This window comes from Bradyrhizobium sp. Kon37 (assembly GCF_055807535.1).
Genome location: NZ_JBVVOY010000039.1, coordinates 1 through 17497, shown reverse-complemented (window position 1 = coordinate 17497; position 17497 = coordinate 1). Strand labels below are relative to the sequence as shown.

The window sequence follows — 17497 nt, the reverse complement described above, 5'->3', positions numbered from 1 at the left end:
AATTGTGCTCAGGGCGCGATCAAATTCTAAGCGCCAGGCCTGAGCCCCGTCGAAGGCAGTAAGTGTTGGCGGCGAGGACACGCTAACTTTCCTCGACGGCCGATGTCATAACAAGTCGCGCCACGATGATTTTACGGCCGGCTCGAGCCGCCCTACCATTCTCACATCCTTTGGCTAAGAGACCGGTAGTAGCGGTATTGGCTCGAGCCTGCCGGATGCTCGAACTGAAAGCAACCCGCGAAATTCTCGATTGCCTGCATGACTCCTTTCAGGGATGGTGCCGTGAAGGCATGGGTCTGTCCGGTCGACCAATGCGAGAGGTAATTGCTCACGATGGTTGCCACCGAGGTGTTGAGGCCGGCGAGTTGGGCAGGCTCCAGAACCAGGCGGCGAGCCGCATCATGGAGTTCGACGGCTGCCTTGATGGCGTCGATCAGGTTTTTCGCCATGTGCTTGTCGTCATTGAAGGCAATGCTGATAGGCACGGGAATGCCGACTCTGGAGATGACCTCCTCGAGTTTGAATTCGAGGTACTGTCTGATCCGGGGAGCGGCATCATCGGTGTTTCCGGTATCCAGAAAGGCGTGAGTCGCATCGCGGATCTTATGGATTGCGCCCGACTGCGGCAGTACCGATGTGCGTGCCGTGCCCTGAATGCACTGATGCCACCAGCCGCCGTCATTGGCGTTTGTGTTGAACAGCTTCTCGAGCACGGTATCGTGGCTGAGAAGGATGACCTGCGGGCCATCGGGGATTCCGGGCCGGGCGAATTGTCCTTTGATCACGTTCATCAGATGGAACTGGTGTCCGGAATCAAAGCTCGATGTGACGTCATCGAGAATCAGGAACTTGGCGCCCCCGCCATAAAGCGAGGCGGCCGCCAGATAGACGCTGATCGCGAAGGCGTTGCGATAGCTCTCGGAGAGAACGGCCTGGGCTGAGATGTCCGGCAGTGTCCAGAACTGCGCCAGCGCGATGGACAGATCCTCGCTGCCGGCGCGCTTCCTTAGGGACGGCACGACATCGGTGTACATGATCGCTGCAAAGATATTTCGGCTGACCGGCTCGATCGCGGCGAGCCGACGCGCGCTTGCCGCGGACTCGGCACTTGCGAAGCATGAGCCGGCCGTCTCAAGGAAGCTCTTGACCTGAGCAATTCGCGCAAGCTCTGCCGCGATGACAGATTGCTCTCTCAGCGCGGCGCGCAAGTCCGACAAATTGCTCTGGAGGCGGCGTGCAGCTTCAGCCTTCTCCACCACAGCGGTGAGCTTTTCGGGAAGGCTCTTTTCCAGGGCGAGTTTCCTGCCGGTCAACTCTTTGACATTGGCGACCGCGCGCTCGCTGAGCGTCCTCAGCCATTCGGAAAGCGCGCGTGCGCGCGTCCCGTCCAGCGCGCCCTTCAGGCCGGCATCCTTTGCCTCGGCGAGCTGGGCCTGCTCATCGTCCTGGCGGCCCAAGCGTTCCAGCTCGTCAAGCTGATTCCAGCCTTGTTCGGTCCACTCGCGAGCCAGATTGGCAGAAGCCGTCTCCACGGCTTCAAACGCCGCGTTCTTGTCGCGAACCTGGTCGAGAATCGAATCGGGGCCGGATCGATCACATGTCGGGCAGAGGCACTTGTCGGCCCAACTGTCATCGGCAAGGATGGTTTCGCTGAGGCCATAGAGCTGGCGAAACAGATCTCCTTGCGTAAGTTTCAAGGCCGTGTCGCGAGCATCGGCCAATTCCACGAGGCGCTTAGCATGCTGTTCGCATGGCGCGGCTTTCACGGCCTCTGACCACATCGCCTCGTCGCGCAGGATTTTCGCAAGTTCTGCCCTTGCCTCACCTCCCTCAGCAGCTTTCGCTGCATCAACGCAGCTCGAAGGATCGATCTGCTCGAATGTCCGCCCATCGCAGAGAGGCTTGAGCAGTTCGATGCCACTGAGGGCGGAATGCGCCTTCGCTAGCATCGTCGCCTCGGCTTCGGCCGGATCGTACTCGTCGCCGACCAGCGTTGTGAAGGCCTCCTTGATATTGGCTCGGGCCCGCAGGACGGAGACGGCCGCACTGTTTTTCTTGGCTTCCTTGCCGGCGAGGCCAAAGTGATTGTTGAATGCCCTCGTGTTTGTCAGCGAGGCCAACCCTTGTCGCAGCGACGAGTAACGCTTCAGCCCCAGCAGCCCCGCGAAGGACCGGCCGCGCTTCTGGGGCGCAAGATCGATAAAGTCCTGAAATGTCTTTCCATCGAGAAGGACAAACTCGCGATTGAGGTCCGCCAGGATCGCATTTCCGTTTGTACCTGCGCTAGCCGCAACGGTTCGCCCGCCGGCGGCATCGCGCCGGACGGTCACATCGACCTCGGCGCCGCCGCCGGCAGGCACAAGGGTCAGGGTGATCGTTCCCACACCACCAGCATGGAAGCGGTTCAGATAATAAGACGCGCCCTTTTCGGCCGCGGGCAGATCATCGAGCTTGGGAATTCGGCCGGTGATCGCGTAGACCACCGCATCGAAGATCGATGTTTTTCCTACCCCGTTGGGCGCGGAGATGGAATTGACGCAATCCGTCTTGAGTTTGATGACGAGAGGGGCGCCCTCGTTGTTGATGCCACGAAAGCCTTCGATGGAGACCTTTTGAAGATACCAGCCGCTCATCGTGCATGGCTTTCCTCAGAGGAGGTCTGCTGGGGTTCGACAGGCGTCGTTGCGATATACAGCGTGTCCAGGAGCGCATCGTGATCGAGAGCCACTTCCAGGCTGAGGTTTGACAGTGCCCCCGACAGGACGTCTGCCAGCGGATCATCGATCCGCCTGAGCGCGGTCGAGAGCGCCGACATATTTTCATCAACGGTTTTGCTGTCATCGATTTCGAACGTAATTTCAGTATTCGCCATTATGCTCCCCAAGCACATAGTCGTCCGTCGTCGCCACTCAATGCGGAAACGCAAAATGATCGTTTTGCTACTGCTTTCGCGCACGCAAGTGGTACGGATTCGGCCTCACATTCAACACGCCTAACGCGTTATCCACCTCGCAGGCAGCTTGTCCGTGGTACGTTCCGTACAGAACTGATTCTAAGCAACCTCCTCAGTCCTGCGACCCGCTCTCTGAAGCGGCCTGGCGTCGCAATTCTGTCAAATGCGGCAATCGGCTGAGAACACCGCGCTCCAAGCCGAAAGCGGCAAGCCCGGCGCAGCGCCTTGCTCACGTGACGGCGATGCCCCCTTTGTCTCTCCTTCCGGCCGATGAATGGCGTGGCGCAGCTCGATCACCGCCTCGCCCTCGGCATCCGACAGAAAACTGCAGGTGCGCGAGCTCATTCGGCTAGAATCCCCCGTCGGCACCGCTAGACCGGGCGCTGTCTGCATAAGCTTATCCTGTCGTGAACGAGAAAATCAGCCAAGGCTTGGCTTTGGCGCGCACAGATAAGGCGAATTTTCTAACCTTGACGCAGGACTTCATCGTGAAAATCGACCGCACCGGATCCGCGATGCACGGCAGATGCATAGCCTACGACCCACTCAGCCAATCGGTCAGCGCTTTGATGTGCACGGCGAAATCCCTGGCCTCGCTCGGTCCGCCCTTATGATTTATTCCGGCGACCGCGCCGTCGTCGTCGAGCAGCGGCCCGCCAGACATGCCTTGCGAGAGCTTTTGAGTCACTTCGATCAACGGGACGGCGCTCTTCGTGGGCAGCGACGTTATCGATCCGGATCGGACGTTGATCTTGTCGCCCGGCCCGAAGCTCGGAAATCCGAGCGCCGTCGTGTTATCGCCAGCCTTGAACGTACGCTTCGATACATCGAACTCGTAGTACTCGGTGGCGGGTATTTCGTGCGCGAGAACGGCCAGGTCGCGATGCGTGTCATTCTTGGCGACCGTCACCTTGAATTTATTCGAAGGCTTGCTGGGGTGATAGACCGCGATCTCGGTCGCTCCCTCCACGCAGTGCCATGCCGTAACGAGACCTATCGGTTTCAAGAAGAAAGCCGTGCCCTGCGTACTGCCTTCCGTCGTGGCATCGCCCCAATGCTCGACCACCCACAGCGCCCGTTCCCTGATCTCGAAAATCGTGGGCAGAATTTCGAGTTTCTCGGAGGGGAAGAGCTTGTTGTAGCGCGAGGCCAGACCACGAAAGATCGGATCCGAAGGTCCTTTAATGTGCCCTACCCAGGATACCCGTCCGCGAAGATGCGATGCGAGGGCTGCTTCGCGACCATACTTGTCCTTGAGAATCTTCCGAGCGACCACAACGCCCTGCGTTTCGGTCACGAATAACGCTGCGCGGATGTTTCGCACGAATTTTCGGTCGACGTTGACGAGCTCGTTGATCTTGAGGCCAGTTACCGTTCGGCGCGAATGCTTGTCGGCGTAGTGGACCTTCTGCGGATTGATCGCGAAGCCGTTGGACCGGGATACTCCGCGAAGCCCATCCTTGAGGAGATCGGGCGAGAAGTTCCCGGCCGGCGGCGGAGGTCCTTCGAACAGCAAGGTCAACGGCTGGTAGCTGGACAACGTGATGTCGTCGGCGTACCTGGTGTAGATGCAGCGGCTCTCCTTCGCGATCGTTTGCAATTCCTTGTCCATCCGGAAGCAGATCATGTTGGAGATTATGGGACTGCTAGGCGCTCCCTGCGGCAAGACACCCTCGTTGCAGCAGATCCGCGCCAAGATCTCAGCGACTCGACCGTCGATGCCGAGCGCGCTCATCAGGCCGGAGACACGTGCTTCCGTAATGGCCGAAAAGAAGCCTTCGATATCTAAATTCATCACGAACTTACTCCGGAGATGAGCCGTAGCGTTCGTCTTGACCGAGCGACCGTCCACGAAGCCATGAACGGGATTCCTCGGTCTGTATATAGGCGCGAGCGAGGACGCGATCTTGGTCTGCAGCATCTTCAGCCGACGGTCCGGTGCGCTTATGACGCGCTTCTTTCCTTCGTCTTTCGAAATCTCAAATTTCTGGTACATCCGGCCACGAAACCACCAGATCTTCTTGAGTTCGGCTGTCGATAAGGCAAGGAACTTCAGCAGTTCGGCTTCGCTCGTGAGTTCGTTCGGAACGGCGATCCGGATCGGAGTGACGAAGAACGATGCGAGGCTGGGCACGAGGTCTCCCTTCCAATCACGCCAGGCATTCAGCGAGCAACGTGGCGCGCACGATCCTTGATTAGACTTTCGCTCTTACGCCGCAGTTACGACAGCGCGTATGCGAGGGGAGACCTCGTGGATCCATCAATAGCAGCGCGTTTCGGGAACGCCACACGTCAGTTACGGAAATTCACATACATATTTTGCGTCGCTCCTATCGGCATGGTTCAGGAGAGACTTGCATTGCCGTCCCGAGGTTTCGATCCTCACTCCAACGCTGCACGGCAACCGGCTCGAGATTCTCGTCACGGCCTCTTCGGACGCGGCGGGGTGGTCTTGCGAATTTCTGCGGCCACCGGGGTGAGAATGAACGCGCGCTCCAGGAAATTTTCTATGATGTTAAAGATGTGGTTCAGACGTTCGGCTTCAGGAGCGTAGCCGCGATGCGCCGATGCGTTGCCTGCGTCGGCGACCGCGTCGAGCGCCTCTTTATCGGACTGGCTGATGCGCCCGGCGGTCGCCAGCCCGGAAAGCTTCCCTTCGAACCCACCCTTTACGTCGCCGACGAGGATATTTCCGGCCCTATCGAGCAGGGTGCGAGCCCCAACTGACGCGAGCACCCGCAACCCACTATTGAGGGCAAGATAGGATTCGTCGAGAACATCCCGGAGGACTTCGTCACCGAGGGCTTGGGCCCACGGTGGTGTTGCCCGGACCGTCTGCGCCGGATGATACGTCACCTTAGCGACGCGGCGCATTATCGGGCGACCTTGCTCGTCGAAGTCGGCCTCATCCCACTCCGATCGCCAGACCTCGCGTCGAACGGATAGCTTGTCGCATCCGCAACATTGCACCGTCTGATAGGTTTCGCTCCAAGCATTGGCGCCATCGCCGTCCTTGTCCGTGTATTCGGCGCGGAGCCAGGAATTCTTCTCTCCGTGGCAAACACCGCAGTGCGCCTTGACGGTCGCCCCCGCTTTCGTAGAGACCGGGGCCGGCACCATAGTTCCCGATCGCGTTTCCAACTTGGCCGCGGGTCGAAGTCGCTCCCACCCGGCCGGCGTGATCGAGATCGCGTGATCGGGCACGAGTCGAATCAGTTTAACTTTGGCCGCCTCCGAGATCAGGTCGTCGACCCGCTGCCCGTCGAGCGTCCCGATCACCGCGGTGAGATCCTCCTCATCGGGCAACTCGACCGAGCCGAGTTTGGTCGTCGTCTAGATCCGCCGCGGCCCACGCGAGCAAGTTGGTCATCTGGCGATCGACCGAAGGAAGCGTCTGTTTGATCATGTCGTCCAAGTTGAACGAGTTGATCTCGGGCCATTCGACCTCCGACTTCGACGACATTGCGCGCGTCGCATGGCTCAAGCGCGCAACGCTCCTGGCGTCGTTCAGTCGCGAGTCCAGCATTGCCAATGCCGAACCCGTTATCTGGTACTTGCCACACTTGCGGCATTCCGCGCGCCTGAAATCGCCGCCTGTCGGCTGATCGAGGTTCGACGATGTCTTGCAGATCGGACAATAACCCATCTCTCACCCACAAATCCCCGCTGTTCCGACTTTGGCGATCCCCGATATTCACAGGATCGCGCTTTGCCGAATCGGCTACATTGTAACGGTTCGCTGGGGGCTGACGGAGGATAGCGATGAATCTTCTTTTCCGTCTTCTCGACCCGAAAGTCGCGCGTGCGTTCTATGATTGGATGATGGGTTTGTGGGTGGTCGCCATGATCTTCGTGGGCGACGCAAACATCGATCGTTTTGAAAGATGGCTCTGGGGCACGCCTCCGGAGCACCAGGCGAGTCCATCTTTGATCGGCGACCCCGCCTTGACCGAAAATGTTCAGGCTCTGTTCGATCTATTTCAAAGACAGATGGATGCTCAATACCGAGTGAGCGCTCTTCGGCGTCAGATGCTGACCTTACCGGCGGCTCCCGATCAGGGTTATTGACGAGAGATCGGAGCAACTCGCGAAAGCGTTTGCATCACCCGTAAATATCGATCATCTTGGGATCCAAGATCCGCAAAAGCGTCAGCGCTTCGCCCTCTATCGTCCGGACGCTTTGCACCCTGACGTCGAATTGCTCGACATGTCGGCGATCGAACCAATAGCTCGCCCGCTCCTTCTTGGCAGGCCCGACCCGGTTCACGCCTGCGAGCGACACGCTCACGCTCGATCTCAGATCGATATCGTCCCGAACCCTCAGGCCTCCGACCGCGATCCCAGGCCATTGCCATTTCGTGCCGGCCAGATCCTGTGCGATCAGGATCAAAGGCTCACGCGTCATCCGCATGATCCGGATGCCCGTGGCAGCCAAGCTGGCCGAGAACTCGTGAGCAAGTCCTACTATCGAGTCGAGCGAAATCTCTCCGATCGCATGAAGCTTCGGCTTGATGAGGTATGGGGGAAGGATGAGGTCGGCGGAATAGACGTCGGCCATCCGCTCGGCATTTCGCGAGCGCTCGTCCAAGGGACGACCGATGTCATCGGAACGGCAGACGAACGACTGGCCTCGGTGATGATGCCAATGCCCGAGCTCATGACCGGTGCTGAACCTTTTCCTGTTCGGTCTCGCTCCATCGCTCACATAAATGATCGCGCGATCCTTGAAGCCGATGATCTGAGCCTCGCAGCCGACGAGCCGCCTGTAAAGAACTTGCGCGCCGACGCAATTGGCGATGGCGAGAAGGTCGATTTCCTTGGCCTCGGAAACGCCGAGTTCGATGAGGAGTTGTTCGGCCGGCCGCAAGAGGTCATTCCTTCAGCTTGCCGGACTCGTCGATAAGCCCTAGCCGCAGACAAGCTTCGAGGAAGCTGTCGAGATCGTCGTCGGATTCGATGCGTCGGTTTCGCGCCGCGATGGTCATGTCGCCGGTGACGTCGACTCTTTTCGTAAGGGCAGCGAATATCTCGCGCTTTTTCGATGGCTCGAACGACAAGACAGTGGCGCTGAGAGGATCTTGAGATTCGCGCGAACGCTGCCGGGCGGCTACGAATTTCCGGCGCTTCGCGGCGATTTCCGGATCCTGGAAAACCGCGTCGAAGCTTTCCAGCAAATCGTTCGGATCCATACCCAAGGCGAGCAGGTACTCATCCAACGCGGGTCCGTCGAGCGAAAGAATCTCCTGCTGTATCTCTTCCAGGAGCTCTTCGCGAAACGAAAGTTCACGATCGGTCTCCATCACAATTTCCCTTCCTTGTAGAGGGAAGCACCCCACTTCTTCATTCTCTTCCTGACGGTTTCATAATTCGTCACGTCCCACCCGGTTTCGGCGAGGATTTCCCCCCGCGTCGCATTATCGTCCAGGAGGAGCAGCAGCGTTTTTACCTCCTCGTCGTCGCAGATCCGGTAGATCTGCTCGCGGAGGTACGCGTCATCCTGGGAGAGGCCCAGATCCTGGGCGAGTTCGATCGGGTCGTCCGCATCGACGGACGCGGCGACGAGGCGTTTCCCCTCAACACGACGGACCGTGGCGCTTCGGCGCCTATCGTTGGACGCGATGCTGTTCACCGCGCCCGACAGAACTTCGAACGCATCGTTTCCGGCCGTCGAATCCGGATTCAGCCAGCGCGCCTTGGCGCCCTGCAGGAGGTCATCCGCTTCCAAGGTGGTGCCGCGCGCCTTCAACCGCGCCAAGGCCGCCAGCTTCTTCCGCTGGTCCGCGGTGAGCGTCAGCAATGCCGCCGCTTTGGGAGATTGATCGGACAATCGGCTTCCTCTGAAAGCCATAGCTCGCGAATCGAGCGAAGTCGGAAATAAGATTTAGCGAATATCGCGTCCGACTTCGCGCCGGTCACGAGCTTTGGGAGGTAGGGGCTCGCTTCGAGCCAGAATACCATTCAGAAAGACCGATATGACAGCTAAACTGACCTTTCATCCCCTCGGCAATGCCGACTGCACCCGCATCGACATGGCCAACGGCCGCAAGATGCTGGTCGATTACGCAGACATGCGCAATCCCACCGACATGTGGGATGCCCGCATCGACCTGCCCGAGGTGCTCAAGGCCGACCTGCGCGCCGCCAAGCGCGATTATTATGACGTGGTCTGCTTCACCCATCTCGACGACGACCACTGTTGCGGTTCGGGCGACTTCTTCTGGCTCGAACATGCCGCGAAGTACCAGGGCGAAGGCCGGATCAAGATCGACGAGTTGTGGGTGCCGGCCGCGGCGATCCTCGAGGACGGTTGTGAGGATAGCGCCCGCATCATCCGTCAGGAGGCGCGGCACCGGTTGCGCGTCGGCAAGGGCATCCGCGTCTTTTCGCGCCCGACCAAGCTCAAGGAATGGCTGGAGAAGCAGGGTCTGACGCTGGAATCGCGCGAGCACCTCATCACCGACGCGGGCCAGTACGTGCCCGGCTTCTCGATGTTCGGTCCCGAGCGCGTCCAGTTCTTCATCCATAGCCCCTTCGGCTGGCATCAGAACGAGAGCGAGATCATTGACCGCAACCAGCACAGCGTGGTCTTTCAGGCGACGTTCCTGGAGGGACGCCGCGAGACCTGCGCGCTGTTCATGTCTGACATCAACCACGACTCGATCAACCAGATCGTGATCACGTCCAAGCGCCACGGCAATCAGGACCGGCTGCTGTGGGATATCTTCAAGATCCCGCACCACTGCTCCTACCTCTCGATCGGGCCGGAAAAGGGCGTCGACGTCACCAAGCCGACCGATGAGGTCAAGTGGCTGTGCGAGACTCAGGGGCGCGAGCGGTCCATCATGATATCCACCAGCTGGTCAATCCCCTCCAAGGGCAGCGACGAGGATCTCGATCCGCAGCCGCCGCACCGCCAGGCCGCGGCCTACTACCGGTTGGTCGCCGATCTCAAGGACGGCCAGTTCAAGGTCACCATGGACCTGCCTTCGAAGAGCAAACCCAAGCCGAGCACCATCGAGATCACCGACCGGGGGGCCCAGCTGTTGCTTGTTTCGGCCGCCGCCGCCGGCGCGGTGAGCGTCGCGGCGACCCCGGTGCGGGCGGGCTAGGCATGGTGATCCACGCGTGGTGGACGGCCTTCGGCGAGGCGATGACGATCGACGGCGTCGCCTCCGGTCCGGCGCGTTCGTTCGTGGAATCCGCGCTCGCCGGGCTCCCGGCGACCACGCTCGTCGAGATCAAGGATGACAAGACGACCGGGTATGTCGGCGTCCATGTCGAGATCGATGTGGAACGCCCCCAGGACCTCGCCTACCCTATCCGCGCCAGAGAGCCGATCGGCATTCTCTTCTCGTCGCCGCACGTCCGTCCCGCGGTGCTGGCGCTGCGGGACGACTTCCCGCACACCATGCATCAGAACGGCGTGCCTGAAGAGATGCCGTTCTCGCTGTGCGTGGACGATCGGCCTTGGCCGGAAGCCCGCCTCACCTACACGCCGACGGAATTTTCGCGGCTCATCCAGCTTTGGCTCGCCAAGGCGGCGCGCGGCGAGCTCCACGATCCGGCGCAACCGCCGGATCCGCTTTTTTACGGCGCGGACATGGCCGTGGTCTTGCCGCGCAGCGTCTTCGAGGCCGGCTCCGCGACCTCCGAGTTCGCTGGCTTCGTGCGCGCCGACAACCAGGGCCTTGTGTTCGCCATTCCATCCAAGCAGGCCCCGCCGGGCGGTATCGCGCTGACGGTGATGGCTTTCGCGCTCCCGCCGCAGATCATGACCTCGATCCGGCGCCTGCCTCGGACCCTGGAAAGTCTGGCAGCGGAACTCGCGCCGACCGGCCTCAAGCTGCTCGATGAGATCAAGGAGAGATTGAAGGCCTGGACCGGTATCGCCGCCGACGGCGCCAGACGGATGGCCGGCCGGCTCGCCATCGTCGTCGGTCTCCCCATGACCACCGAAGGAGGTCGCGGGGCCGACGACTTCAGAGCCTTCATCACCACCAACACCGCGGGCGAGATCGGGGTCCTTCTGGGCGTATTGCACGCCAACAACAGCAACGTCGGCAAGGGTTACGTCCGGGCGTTCCCCGAAGCGCCGATCGCGGGAGCTTCGTTACCTGTCGCGCCGGCGCAGGTTCATTTCGCTTTCGATCGAGACCTCGCGGCTTCGATCGCCGGCAACGCGGTCGCGGACCGAAGGAAGGCCGTCATGATCGGCGCCGGTTCGCTCGGCTCCCAACTCGGCATGGATCTCGCGCGCGAGGGCGCTTTCGAGTGGACCATCGTGGACGGTGACGCGCTGTTGCCGCACAACATGGCTCGGCATGCGCTGTTGGCTGACGAGATCGGCGCGCCAAAAGCCAACGCGTTGGCCAGGCAGATTTCGGTACTGCTGAACGAGGCCCAATCCGCGATCGTCGCCGGCGTGCTCGCGCCGAACGCGGATCAGCAGAAGGTGCTGGATGCCGCCTACGCAGCCGCCTCCGTCATCATCGACGCATCGGCGTCGGTCGGCGTCGCCCGCCATTTGAGCGATCTGCCCTTTGCGGCACGGCGCGTCTGTGCCTTCTTCAATCCTTCCGGCACCGCCGTCGTCCTCCTAACGGAAGATGCACGGCGCAACATCACGTTGCGCGATCTCGAGGCGCAATACCATCGTCTGATCCTAAGCGAGCCTTCTCTGGCCGAGCATCTCGACGTCTCGCGGGGTGGCGTGCGCTACAGCGGCTCGTGCCGCTCACTGACCAACAGGATCCCTGCGACCCGAGCCGCGCTCCTGAGCGCACTGGCCGCAAGGGGCATCGCCGACTCGCTTCTGCGCGATGATGCTAAGGTGACGGTCTGGACGCTGGGCGTGGATGGTTCGGTCTCCGTCGTGCAGCAGAACGGCGAACCCGTCACGCGCGCCGAGATTGGCGCTTGGCATGTGAGCTACGATCGCGGGTTCTTGGATCAGCTATCTGCGCTACGCGACGTGCGTCTGCCCAACGAGACCGGCGGAGCCATCGTCGGCCTCGCCGACTTCAGCCGCAAATCTCTTCATCTCGCTCATGCGTTTCCCCAGCCGGAAGATAGTCTCGGCAGCCCGACGAGTTTCGAGCGCGGCGTGGTCGACTTGGTCCAATCCATCGACGACGTCACCCGCCGGTCGATGCACCAGGTGCGGTATCTCGGCGAATGGCATTCGCACCCGCGTTATGCGAACGCGCGACCGAGCGATACCGACATCGCCCAACTCGCTTATCTGGGCGGCGAGCTCGCGGCGGACGGACTGCCCGGCCTGATGGCCATCGCAGCCCATCATGGGGACTTCTCGCTTCTCAGCTTCGACCCGTCGCTCTGCCGGCAGGAAGGACGCATTCTCAGGGTTGCCATTCACCGTGGGCACGATTGAGTTTTCGGATGGAGGAAGCGATCTCGCCTAAAATCGGATTGGCTCTCTCAGGGGGCGGCTCCAGGGCAATGGCATTCCATCTTGGTTGCCTGAGAGCGCTCGACCAGCTCGGGCTGCTGCGTCGGATCGACGTCCTCTCGACCGTATCGGGCGGCAGCGTGATCGGCGCATTCTTCCACGCGCACGACGGCGACTTTGCGTCGTTCGAAGCGAAGATGCGCGAGATTCTGTCTCAAGGCCTTGCCAGGCGCATGTGCCGGAAACTGCTCAGCCCGCTCGGCCTGAAGGTGGCCGCGGCCTTCGCACTGATCGGCGCCGTGGCCGTCGTGGTAGCGCTGATCAGGACAATGGTAGGCATACTCAAACTGATAACGCCTTCATCGCTCGCGCGGCATTTCGAATCCTTCGACGTCAGGTCACCTCTTCATCGCTTCGCGAGCCGAACCAGCCTGCTCGAAGCGGTGCTAGACGAGCTTCTTTTCGGCGGTGCTTCGATGAGCGACCTCCGGCCCACGCCTCATCTTGTCATCAATGCCACCGAGCTTAGAACCGGTTCGGCCTTCCGGTTCGGAACCAAGGAATCGGGCTCGTGGCGTTGGGGGAAGTTGCATCGAAACGACGTGTCGGTCGCGCATGCCGTCGCCGCGTCGGCCGCCTACCCGCTGTTTCTTCCGGCCTTCGACGAAACATTCACGTTCGACAACAAGGGCGCACTACGAGCCGAGCGCGTGGTCCTGACGGACGGCGGGATCTACGATAATCTCGGTCTCGGCTGCCTCTGGCCAGACCGCTCGCCGGACGTCAGCTTGAACGTGACGCCGGTAGATACGATCATCTGCTGCTCGGCAGGATACGGCCTGCGGCAGGAGCCTCCGAGCCAGTTCATGCTCGCGCGGATGTCGAGTGTCTTCGGCGCGCTTTTCGATCGCGCGCAGAATGCCTCGATCCGCCGACTGCATGAGGCGCAACACTCCGGGCAGATCAAGCACTTCATTTTTCCCTACCTCGGCCAACTCGACAAAACCTTGCCGGACCCACCTTCCGACTTGGTACGCCGGGAGGAGGCTCATTCGTATCCGACCGATTTCAACGCGATGCCGACGGAGTGGATCGACCGGCTTAGTATTCGCGGAGAACAACTGACGTTATGTTTGGCTCGTGCTTATATTCCTCATCTGATCGACAAACCCGCAATCTGCTGAAATGAGGCCACGTAGGTCAGTAGATGGCTTCCGCCGGTTTCTTCTTTGTGCGTCACGCTTCAGCCGGAGGACGCGATCGGCTTATACTCTTGCCAGAAGACGACCTTCATAGCGTCCTTGAGCTTCCGAAGCTCCAACCCCTCGTGAGCATCGGGCTTGAGCAATCCAGCGACAATCGAGCCATATCGTGATGCACGCTCGTACTCGATGGCGGCGCTTTCCCGCGTGATATCGCTCGGCGAATTCTTAACCCGGCAGCTTTTGTCGACGTCAATGTAGATCGCGTCCTGTTTTGCTCTGTCCCTCTCGCCGATAGCGACCGCGAGCACGTCCGGCTCATACTCGTTATCATCGAAGAAATTGCCGCGTCGGATCATCTCGAAATAGAGAATATTGAGAGCGCTGCTGATGCGCGACGGGAAACGGTCCCCGAGATCGTATTCTGCCCTAAGCTTGGCTTGGAGTTCCTCGATGGTCTCCCAGTCCGGACTGACGTACTCCATGACGATCGCAAGCAAATGTTTGCAAGCATGGCTTCTCATGATGCGCAACAGGTCCGTATCCCACGGCAGAAGCTCTTCACGCACCATGTAAAGGAGGAAAGCCTTTGCGTACTCCTCCTGCGCCAGCATGCAGATGGCAAGGCGGCCGCCGCCCCGTTCTTGGAATTCGAGCATCAGCGCGTCGTCCATCAAGCGCGATGCATTTGCGAGGCAAGCATCGATCGTGGCTTCCACGTCCGACTTGCGAGGAGTTTTCAAGAGTTTTGCCTTCCGCATTCGTCACACCTCCGGCCAATAAGCCGGGCTAGCTATTGCTTCTCACGATACGCTGGGCTTCCGGCATCGTCGCACAGAATCCAAGCAAATCAACTTGAAGCGCGGTGCTTCACAATGCAAGGCACCCCGCCAAGCGGGCTTCGCCTCCAATCACGCAGCTCGCACCCTGACTAGCGGAGCGACGTAGCTCAGGACCTCATGCCGCTGCCCATCTTGGAAGAGAAAGTGATTGGAGCCTCCCTGGCTGAGCTTCTCGCGGAGCGCCTTGCTTACCCGAAGCTGTGTCGGCTCCATCCACGCGTACATCCCAGCATCAATGACCTCGTCTGAGAGGATATCGATGAACTGATTATGCCGACTGCCGACCCTGAGCTCGCTTTTCTGGCTAAGGCCCTCAGCAAGGCTGTCGAACGTCATGATCTTGAAATCATCCGTTTCAGCGGCTCTCACGAGCCGCCGGCGATCCGCGTTGCCTTCGTATTCCGCGCGTCGCCCAAAGACGAGCACGTACTTGTAATAAGTCGGATTGCTGGCCATATGCCGCGGCACCTGGACGGCGCTGACGGACGCCAAAAAGCCCGCCTTGTTCTGGTCCGAGAGAAACCACGCCTTCCACTGATTAATCTGCTGCAACGCGCGCGAAAAATCGCCGTGATACTCGTTCGTGTTGCCCTTGAAAAAGCTCGACCACGGCTTTTCCAGCTCGATAAAGACGGCGTTCCAGTCATCCGTGCTCTTCGAGAAATAGAAGAAATCGGTTTTGTAGTCGGCGCCGAAAGAGAGCTTGCGAAGAACTAGGCTAAGCCCGATACCGTGGTTCTGTACGAACTCCCGCGGGATGAAGCGCGTGTGCTGCTCAAGGTAAGCTTGGTACGCTCGCTCCTCGCGTTTTTCGTCGAGGAGCTGCACGAACCGCGCGGCTTCTTCATCCAAATTCATCTTGGCTCCAAAGGCTGGGCGCTAGTTTAAACCTACTATCCCGGCGCCCCCCGGCTTGCGCAAGGATTTTGACAACCGGAAAGCCCTACGAAAACAGGCACGGTTCGTCCTATTTGTACGCCACAGCTACCCAGCAGCCATACCTGCTCGCTCGATTTCTGTATTGCTGCTGAGGTCTGCGATCTTATTGCCTCAAACCGATCAGGGTTTGGCCTGAGGCATGAACGGCAAAGACAAAAAGCCTCCGACCGAGGCAATGGGGTCGCCGAATAGTGGTGAAATGCCGACTGCCACAAAGCGGCGCCGCAAGAACCGTGGCATGCCGCCACCGGCGACGTTTGATATCGATACACTGCCGAGCAGCTCAAATTTGACGGCATTAGAGGCGGCCGCGGTCATCCGGCGCACGCCCGGAGCGCTGGAACAGTGGCGGCGCGATCCAAACCACCCGCTGAAATGGCGCTACGTCGATGGCCGGCCCCTCTATCGTGTCGATGCGGTGCGCGACTATCTGGCCAAGTGCGATAGGGACCACTAGGGCGCCTCAGCCGCATAATGCTCACGGAGACGGCCGAGGAGCTCGGCCTTGATAGGGTCAAGCGGATTCGTCCGCTGAAGGCGCACGATTTTGCCGACCCGTTTCGCGCCGACCAATTCCGCAATGTAGTCGTGGGCCGCTTCGAACGCCATCTTGCGGATGATCCACTGTTCGTCGTGATTGTAGACCTGATCAATTCCGCCCGGCTTTTGCCCAACACACAGCCGCTGGATTTCGTTGTCGTAGCCGCAGCGCGACATGATCGTGCGCAAGCTGCGCCTTAAGTCATGCATGGTGAACTTGGCGACGCTCGCTTCCTTGACCAAGCGGTTGACCATTTTGGTGAAGCCGGACATCTGGCCGCCGGTCTTTGGTGATGGGAAGACATAGTCGGAGGTTGCCCGCTGGAAATGTTTCGCGGCCGTGAGCACCTCGTTAACTAGGTGAGTGCGCGGCACATCGTGGTGCAGCCCCATCTTGGTCCACGCCGCATCGAAGGTGATCCGACCGTCCATGATGTGCTTTTGCCACTCGATCATGGTAGGCTCGCTGCGGCGCGGGCCGCCGAGCAGACACATGCGTGCCAGGAGACCGAAAGCCCCGAGCTTGCCGGATGCATCCCAGACCTTGATGATTTCCTCATCGGTCAGCGCGCGACCCTTCGTTCGGCGTCCGACCCTTTGCGCGCGCGTTTCCTTGGGCGCGCGATAGCCAGCGAGTACGTTGTGCTCGACATAGCCCTCGCCGACGCACCATTCGAGGAAAGTATGCACGTGCTTGCGCAAGTCCCTAGCTGCACCGCGCTTGCCGGTCTTGGCAATCTTGTCGACCGCAGCCATGATCTGCCGTCGCGTTAGGTCCCCCACACCGCTTTCGGCGTGATCCTTGAGCCCGCGCCGCAGCGCCGACATTGCTGGCTTCCAATTGACCACTTGACGTTCGGTCAGGGAGGTCTGGTAGGGACCATCTTCAACAATGAGGGTCGCGAGCATGGTGCGCTGCTTCTCGGCTGCCTGTTGCCGCCTCGCCTCGCGCTTCGCGTCGTTTGGGTCCAAGCCCTTGACGACCTCGCCTGCTGCGATGGTGGCGGCCTTGCGCGCGGCTTTCTCATTATATTTGGGCCACGCGCCGAGGGTCTTGCGCTGGGTACCCCTTACCCCCGGCTTGGTGAAGAGGTAGACCCAGGTCCGGCCGCCAGTGGCGCGCATGCGCAAGGCGAGGCCGGGCAGCTTGTCGTCGTGGAGATAGTGCTGCGCCTTACCCGGCGGCAGCGTTGCGTTGCGGATCACCGTATCGGTGAGTGTAAGCTGGTTGGCCGGCTCCGTCATGATTCCTTCCCTCTCTCTGTGCCCAGCGTGCCCCGCAACAAGGGCGGTCAGCCCTCGAACAGAACTGGGCCTCAGACCCCCCCTTTTGCCGTGTGCCCGCGCGGGGAGGATCCACAGACCCAAACAGAACCGGGTCTCAGACCTCCCCCGTTTTTGTGCCCCGAGGGAAAATCCACGGCGGGCACAACGGGGGCATACAAAATGTAGTAAGGTCACCTATGGGCTCATATGGCCGAATAGGGCTACAACCCACATTAAATAAAGGGGTTTTTACATTTCAACTATGGCCGGATTTGGTTGGCTCGGGTCTACGGATTGTGGTTCACACGGGAGAGGTCCAAGGTTCGATCCCTTGTGCGCCCACCAT

The 17497-nt window shown here is 60.3% G+C and carries 17 protein-coding genes; 6 read left to right on the top strand and 11 right to left on the bottom strand.

The features are described from left to right. Positions 1-161: 161 nt before the first annotated feature. From AC0L3J_RS35340 to AC0L3J_RS35320, 5 genes are all read right to left on the bottom strand, one after another. A complete protein-coding gene (locus tag AC0L3J_RS35340) occupies positions 162-2633 on the bottom strand; it encodes an AAA family ATPase (RefSeq protein ID WP_473350158.1) in 2472 nt (823 codons plus the stop codon). Then, positions 2630-2872, bottom strand: coding sequence for a hypothetical protein (locus AC0L3J_RS35335; RefSeq protein WP_473350157.1), 243 nt, complete (start codon positions 2870-2872; stop codon positions 2630-2632). Before AC0L3J_RS35335 ends, AC0L3J_RS35340 begins: the two co-directional genes overlap by 4 nt. A 240-nt stretch (positions 2873-3112) precedes the next feature. Continuing rightward, entirely contained in the window at positions 3113-3298 is a 186-nt protein-coding gene (locus tag AC0L3J_RS35330; RefSeq protein ID WP_473350156.1) for a hypothetical protein, read from the bottom strand. A 190-nt stretch (positions 3299-3488) separates the two neighbouring features. Beyond that, positions 3489-5087 carry a trypsin-like peptidase domain-containing protein gene (locus AC0L3J_RS35325; RefSeq protein WP_473350155.1) on the bottom strand — a complete coding sequence of 533 codons (1599 nt, stop codon included), beginning with the start codon at positions 5085-5087 and terminating at the stop codon, positions 3489-3491. Positions 5088-5374: 287 nt separating this feature from the next. Next, positions 5375-6259, bottom strand: a complete 885-nt coding sequence (locus tag AC0L3J_RS35320; RefSeq protein ID WP_473350154.1) for a DUF4145 domain-containing protein — start codon at positions 6257-6259, stop codon at positions 5375-5377. Positions 6260-6357: 98 nt separating this feature from the next. Here AC0L3J_RS35320 and AC0L3J_RS35315 point away from each other — a divergent pair, with 98 nt between their 5' ends. Both AC0L3J_RS35315 and AC0L3J_RS35310 read left to right on the top strand, forming a co-directional pair. Beyond that, positions 6358-6558, top strand: coding sequence for a hypothetical protein (locus AC0L3J_RS35315; protein ID WP_473350153.1), 201 nt, complete (start codon positions 6358-6360; stop codon positions 6556-6558). A 157-nt stretch (positions 6559-6715) separates the two neighbouring features. Then, positions 6716-7021: a hypothetical protein gene (locus AC0L3J_RS35310; protein WP_473350152.1), complete on the top strand. Its 306-nt coding sequence runs from the start codon at positions 6716-6718 to the stop codon at positions 7019-7021. Between the two features lie 34 nt (positions 7022-7055). Here the strand turns inward: AC0L3J_RS35310 and AC0L3J_RS35305 are convergent, their stop codons facing one another. Genes AC0L3J_RS35305 through AC0L3J_RS35295 form a run of 3 tightly spaced genes read right to left on the bottom strand, consistent with a single transcriptional unit; the run spans position 7056 to position 8780 of the window. Then, complete coding sequence (locus AC0L3J_RS35305) at positions 7056-7820, bottom strand: ImmA/IrrE family metallo-endopeptidase (RefSeq protein WP_473350151.1); 765 nt, start codon at positions 7818-7820, stop codon at positions 7056-7058. Between the two features lie 4 nt (positions 7821-7824). Then, positions 7825-8253 (bottom strand): hypothetical protein, encoded by a 429-nt coding sequence (locus tag AC0L3J_RS35300; RefSeq protein WP_473350150.1) that lies wholly within the window; start codon positions 8251-8253, stop codon positions 7825-7827. Then, positions 8253-8780 (bottom strand): hypothetical protein, encoded by a 528-nt coding sequence (locus AC0L3J_RS35295; protein ID WP_473350149.1) that lies wholly within the window; start codon positions 8778-8780, stop codon positions 8253-8255. The genes AC0L3J_RS35300 and AC0L3J_RS35295 overlap by 1 nt, the downstream gene beginning before the upstream one ends. Before the next feature lie 145 nt (positions 8781-8925). On the opposite strand from AC0L3J_RS35295, the gene AC0L3J_RS35290 reads away from it, so the two are divergent. The 3 genes from AC0L3J_RS35290 to AC0L3J_RS35280 are packed head-to-tail and all read left to right on the top strand — an operon-like array spanning position 8926 to position 13546. Beyond that, positions 8926-10062, top strand: coding sequence for a ComEC/Rec2 family competence protein (locus AC0L3J_RS35290; RefSeq protein WP_473350148.1), 1137 nt, complete (start codon positions 8926-8928; stop codon positions 10060-10062). 2 nt (positions 10063-10064) lie between these two features. Continuing rightward, on the top strand, positions 10065-12344 hold the full coding sequence (locus AC0L3J_RS35285) for a Mov34/MPN/PAD-1 family protein (RefSeq protein ID WP_473350147.1): 2280 nt from the start codon (positions 10065-10067) through the stop codon (positions 12342-12344). Positions 12345-12352: 8 nt separating this feature from the next. Next, positions 12353-13546 (top strand): patatin-like phospholipase family protein, encoded by a 1194-nt coding sequence (locus AC0L3J_RS35280; RefSeq protein WP_473350146.1) that lies wholly within the window; start codon positions 12353-12355, stop codon positions 13544-13546. A gap of 59 nt (positions 13547-13605) precedes the next feature. Here the strand turns inward: AC0L3J_RS35280 and AC0L3J_RS35275 are convergent, their stop codons facing one another. Together AC0L3J_RS35275 and AC0L3J_RS35270 are read right to left on the bottom strand one after the other, a co-directional pair. Then, positions 13606-14325: an AbiV family abortive infection protein gene (locus tag AC0L3J_RS35275; protein WP_473350145.1), complete on the bottom strand. Its 720-nt coding sequence runs from the start codon at positions 14323-14325 to the stop codon at positions 13606-13608. 150 nt (positions 14326-14475) lie between these two features. After that, positions 14476-15264 (bottom strand): Shedu immune nuclease family protein, encoded by a 789-nt coding sequence (locus AC0L3J_RS35270; protein ID WP_473350144.1) that lies wholly within the window; start codon positions 15262-15264, stop codon positions 14476-14478. Positions 15265-15484: 220 nt separating this feature from the next. On the opposite strand from AC0L3J_RS35270, the gene AC0L3J_RS35265 reads away from it, so the two are divergent. After that, complete coding sequence (locus AC0L3J_RS35265) at positions 15485-15802, top strand: hypothetical protein (protein ID WP_473350143.1); 318 nt, start codon at positions 15485-15487, stop codon at positions 15800-15802. Here AC0L3J_RS35265 and AC0L3J_RS35260 read toward each other — a convergent pair. Then, a complete protein-coding gene (locus tag AC0L3J_RS35260; protein WP_473350142.1) occupies positions 15799-17130 on the bottom strand; it encodes a tyrosine-type recombinase/integrase in 1332 nt (443 codons plus the stop codon). The genes AC0L3J_RS35265 and AC0L3J_RS35260 overlap by 4 nt on opposite strands. Positions 17131-17497 lie beyond the last annotated feature (367 nt).

Excerpts from the sequence above, each read along its gene's own strand:
- AC0L3J_RS35340 (WP_473350158.1), bottom strand. The coding sequence starts at position 2,633 with ATGAGCGGCTGGTATCTTCAAAAGGTCTCCATCGAAGGCTTTCGTGGC.
- AC0L3J_RS35335 (WP_473350157.1), bottom strand. The coding sequence starts at position 2,872 with ATGGCGAATACTGAAATTACGTTCGAAATCGATGACAGCAAAACCGTT.
- AC0L3J_RS35330 (WP_473350156.1), bottom strand. The coding sequence starts at position 3,298 with ATGAGCTCGCGCACCTGCAGTTTTCTGTCGGATGCCGAGGGCGAGGCG.
- AC0L3J_RS35315 (WP_473350153.1), top strand. The coding sequence starts at position 6,358 with ATGTCGTCCAAGTTGAACGAGTTGATCTCGGGCCATTCGACCTCCGAC.
- AC0L3J_RS35310 (WP_473350152.1), top strand. The coding sequence starts at position 6,716 with ATGAATCTTCTTTTCCGTCTTCTCGACCCGAAAGTCGCGCGTGCGTTC.
- AC0L3J_RS35300 (WP_473350150.1), bottom strand. The coding sequence starts at position 8,253 with ATGGAGACCGATCGTGAACTTTCGTTTCGCGAAGAGCTCCTGGAAGAG.
- AC0L3J_RS35290 (WP_473350148.1), top strand. The coding sequence starts at position 8,926 with ATGACAGCTAAACTGACCTTTCATCCCCTCGGCAATGCCGACTGCACC.
- AC0L3J_RS35285 (WP_473350147.1), top strand. The coding sequence starts at position 10,065 with ATGGTGATCCACGCGTGGTGGACGGCCTTCGGCGAGGCGATGACGATC.
- AC0L3J_RS35280 (WP_473350146.1), top strand. The coding sequence starts at position 12,353 with ATGGAGGAAGCGATCTCGCCTAAAATCGGATTGGCTCTCTCAGGGGGC.
- AC0L3J_RS35275 (WP_473350145.1), bottom strand. The coding sequence starts at position 14,325 with ATGCGGAAGGCAAAACTCTTGAAAACTCCTCGCAAGTCGGACGTGGAA.
- AC0L3J_RS35270 (WP_473350144.1), bottom strand. The coding sequence starts at position 15,264 with ATGAATTTGGATGAAGAAGCCGCGCGGTTCGTGCAGCTCCTCGACGAA.
- AC0L3J_RS35265 (WP_473350143.1), top strand. The coding sequence starts at position 15,485 with ATGAACGGCAAAGACAAAAAGCCTCCGACCGAGGCAATGGGGTCGCCG.
- AC0L3J_RS35260 (WP_473350142.1), bottom strand. The coding sequence starts at position 17,130 with ATGACGGAGCCGGCCAACCAGCTTACACTCACCGATACGGTGATCCGC.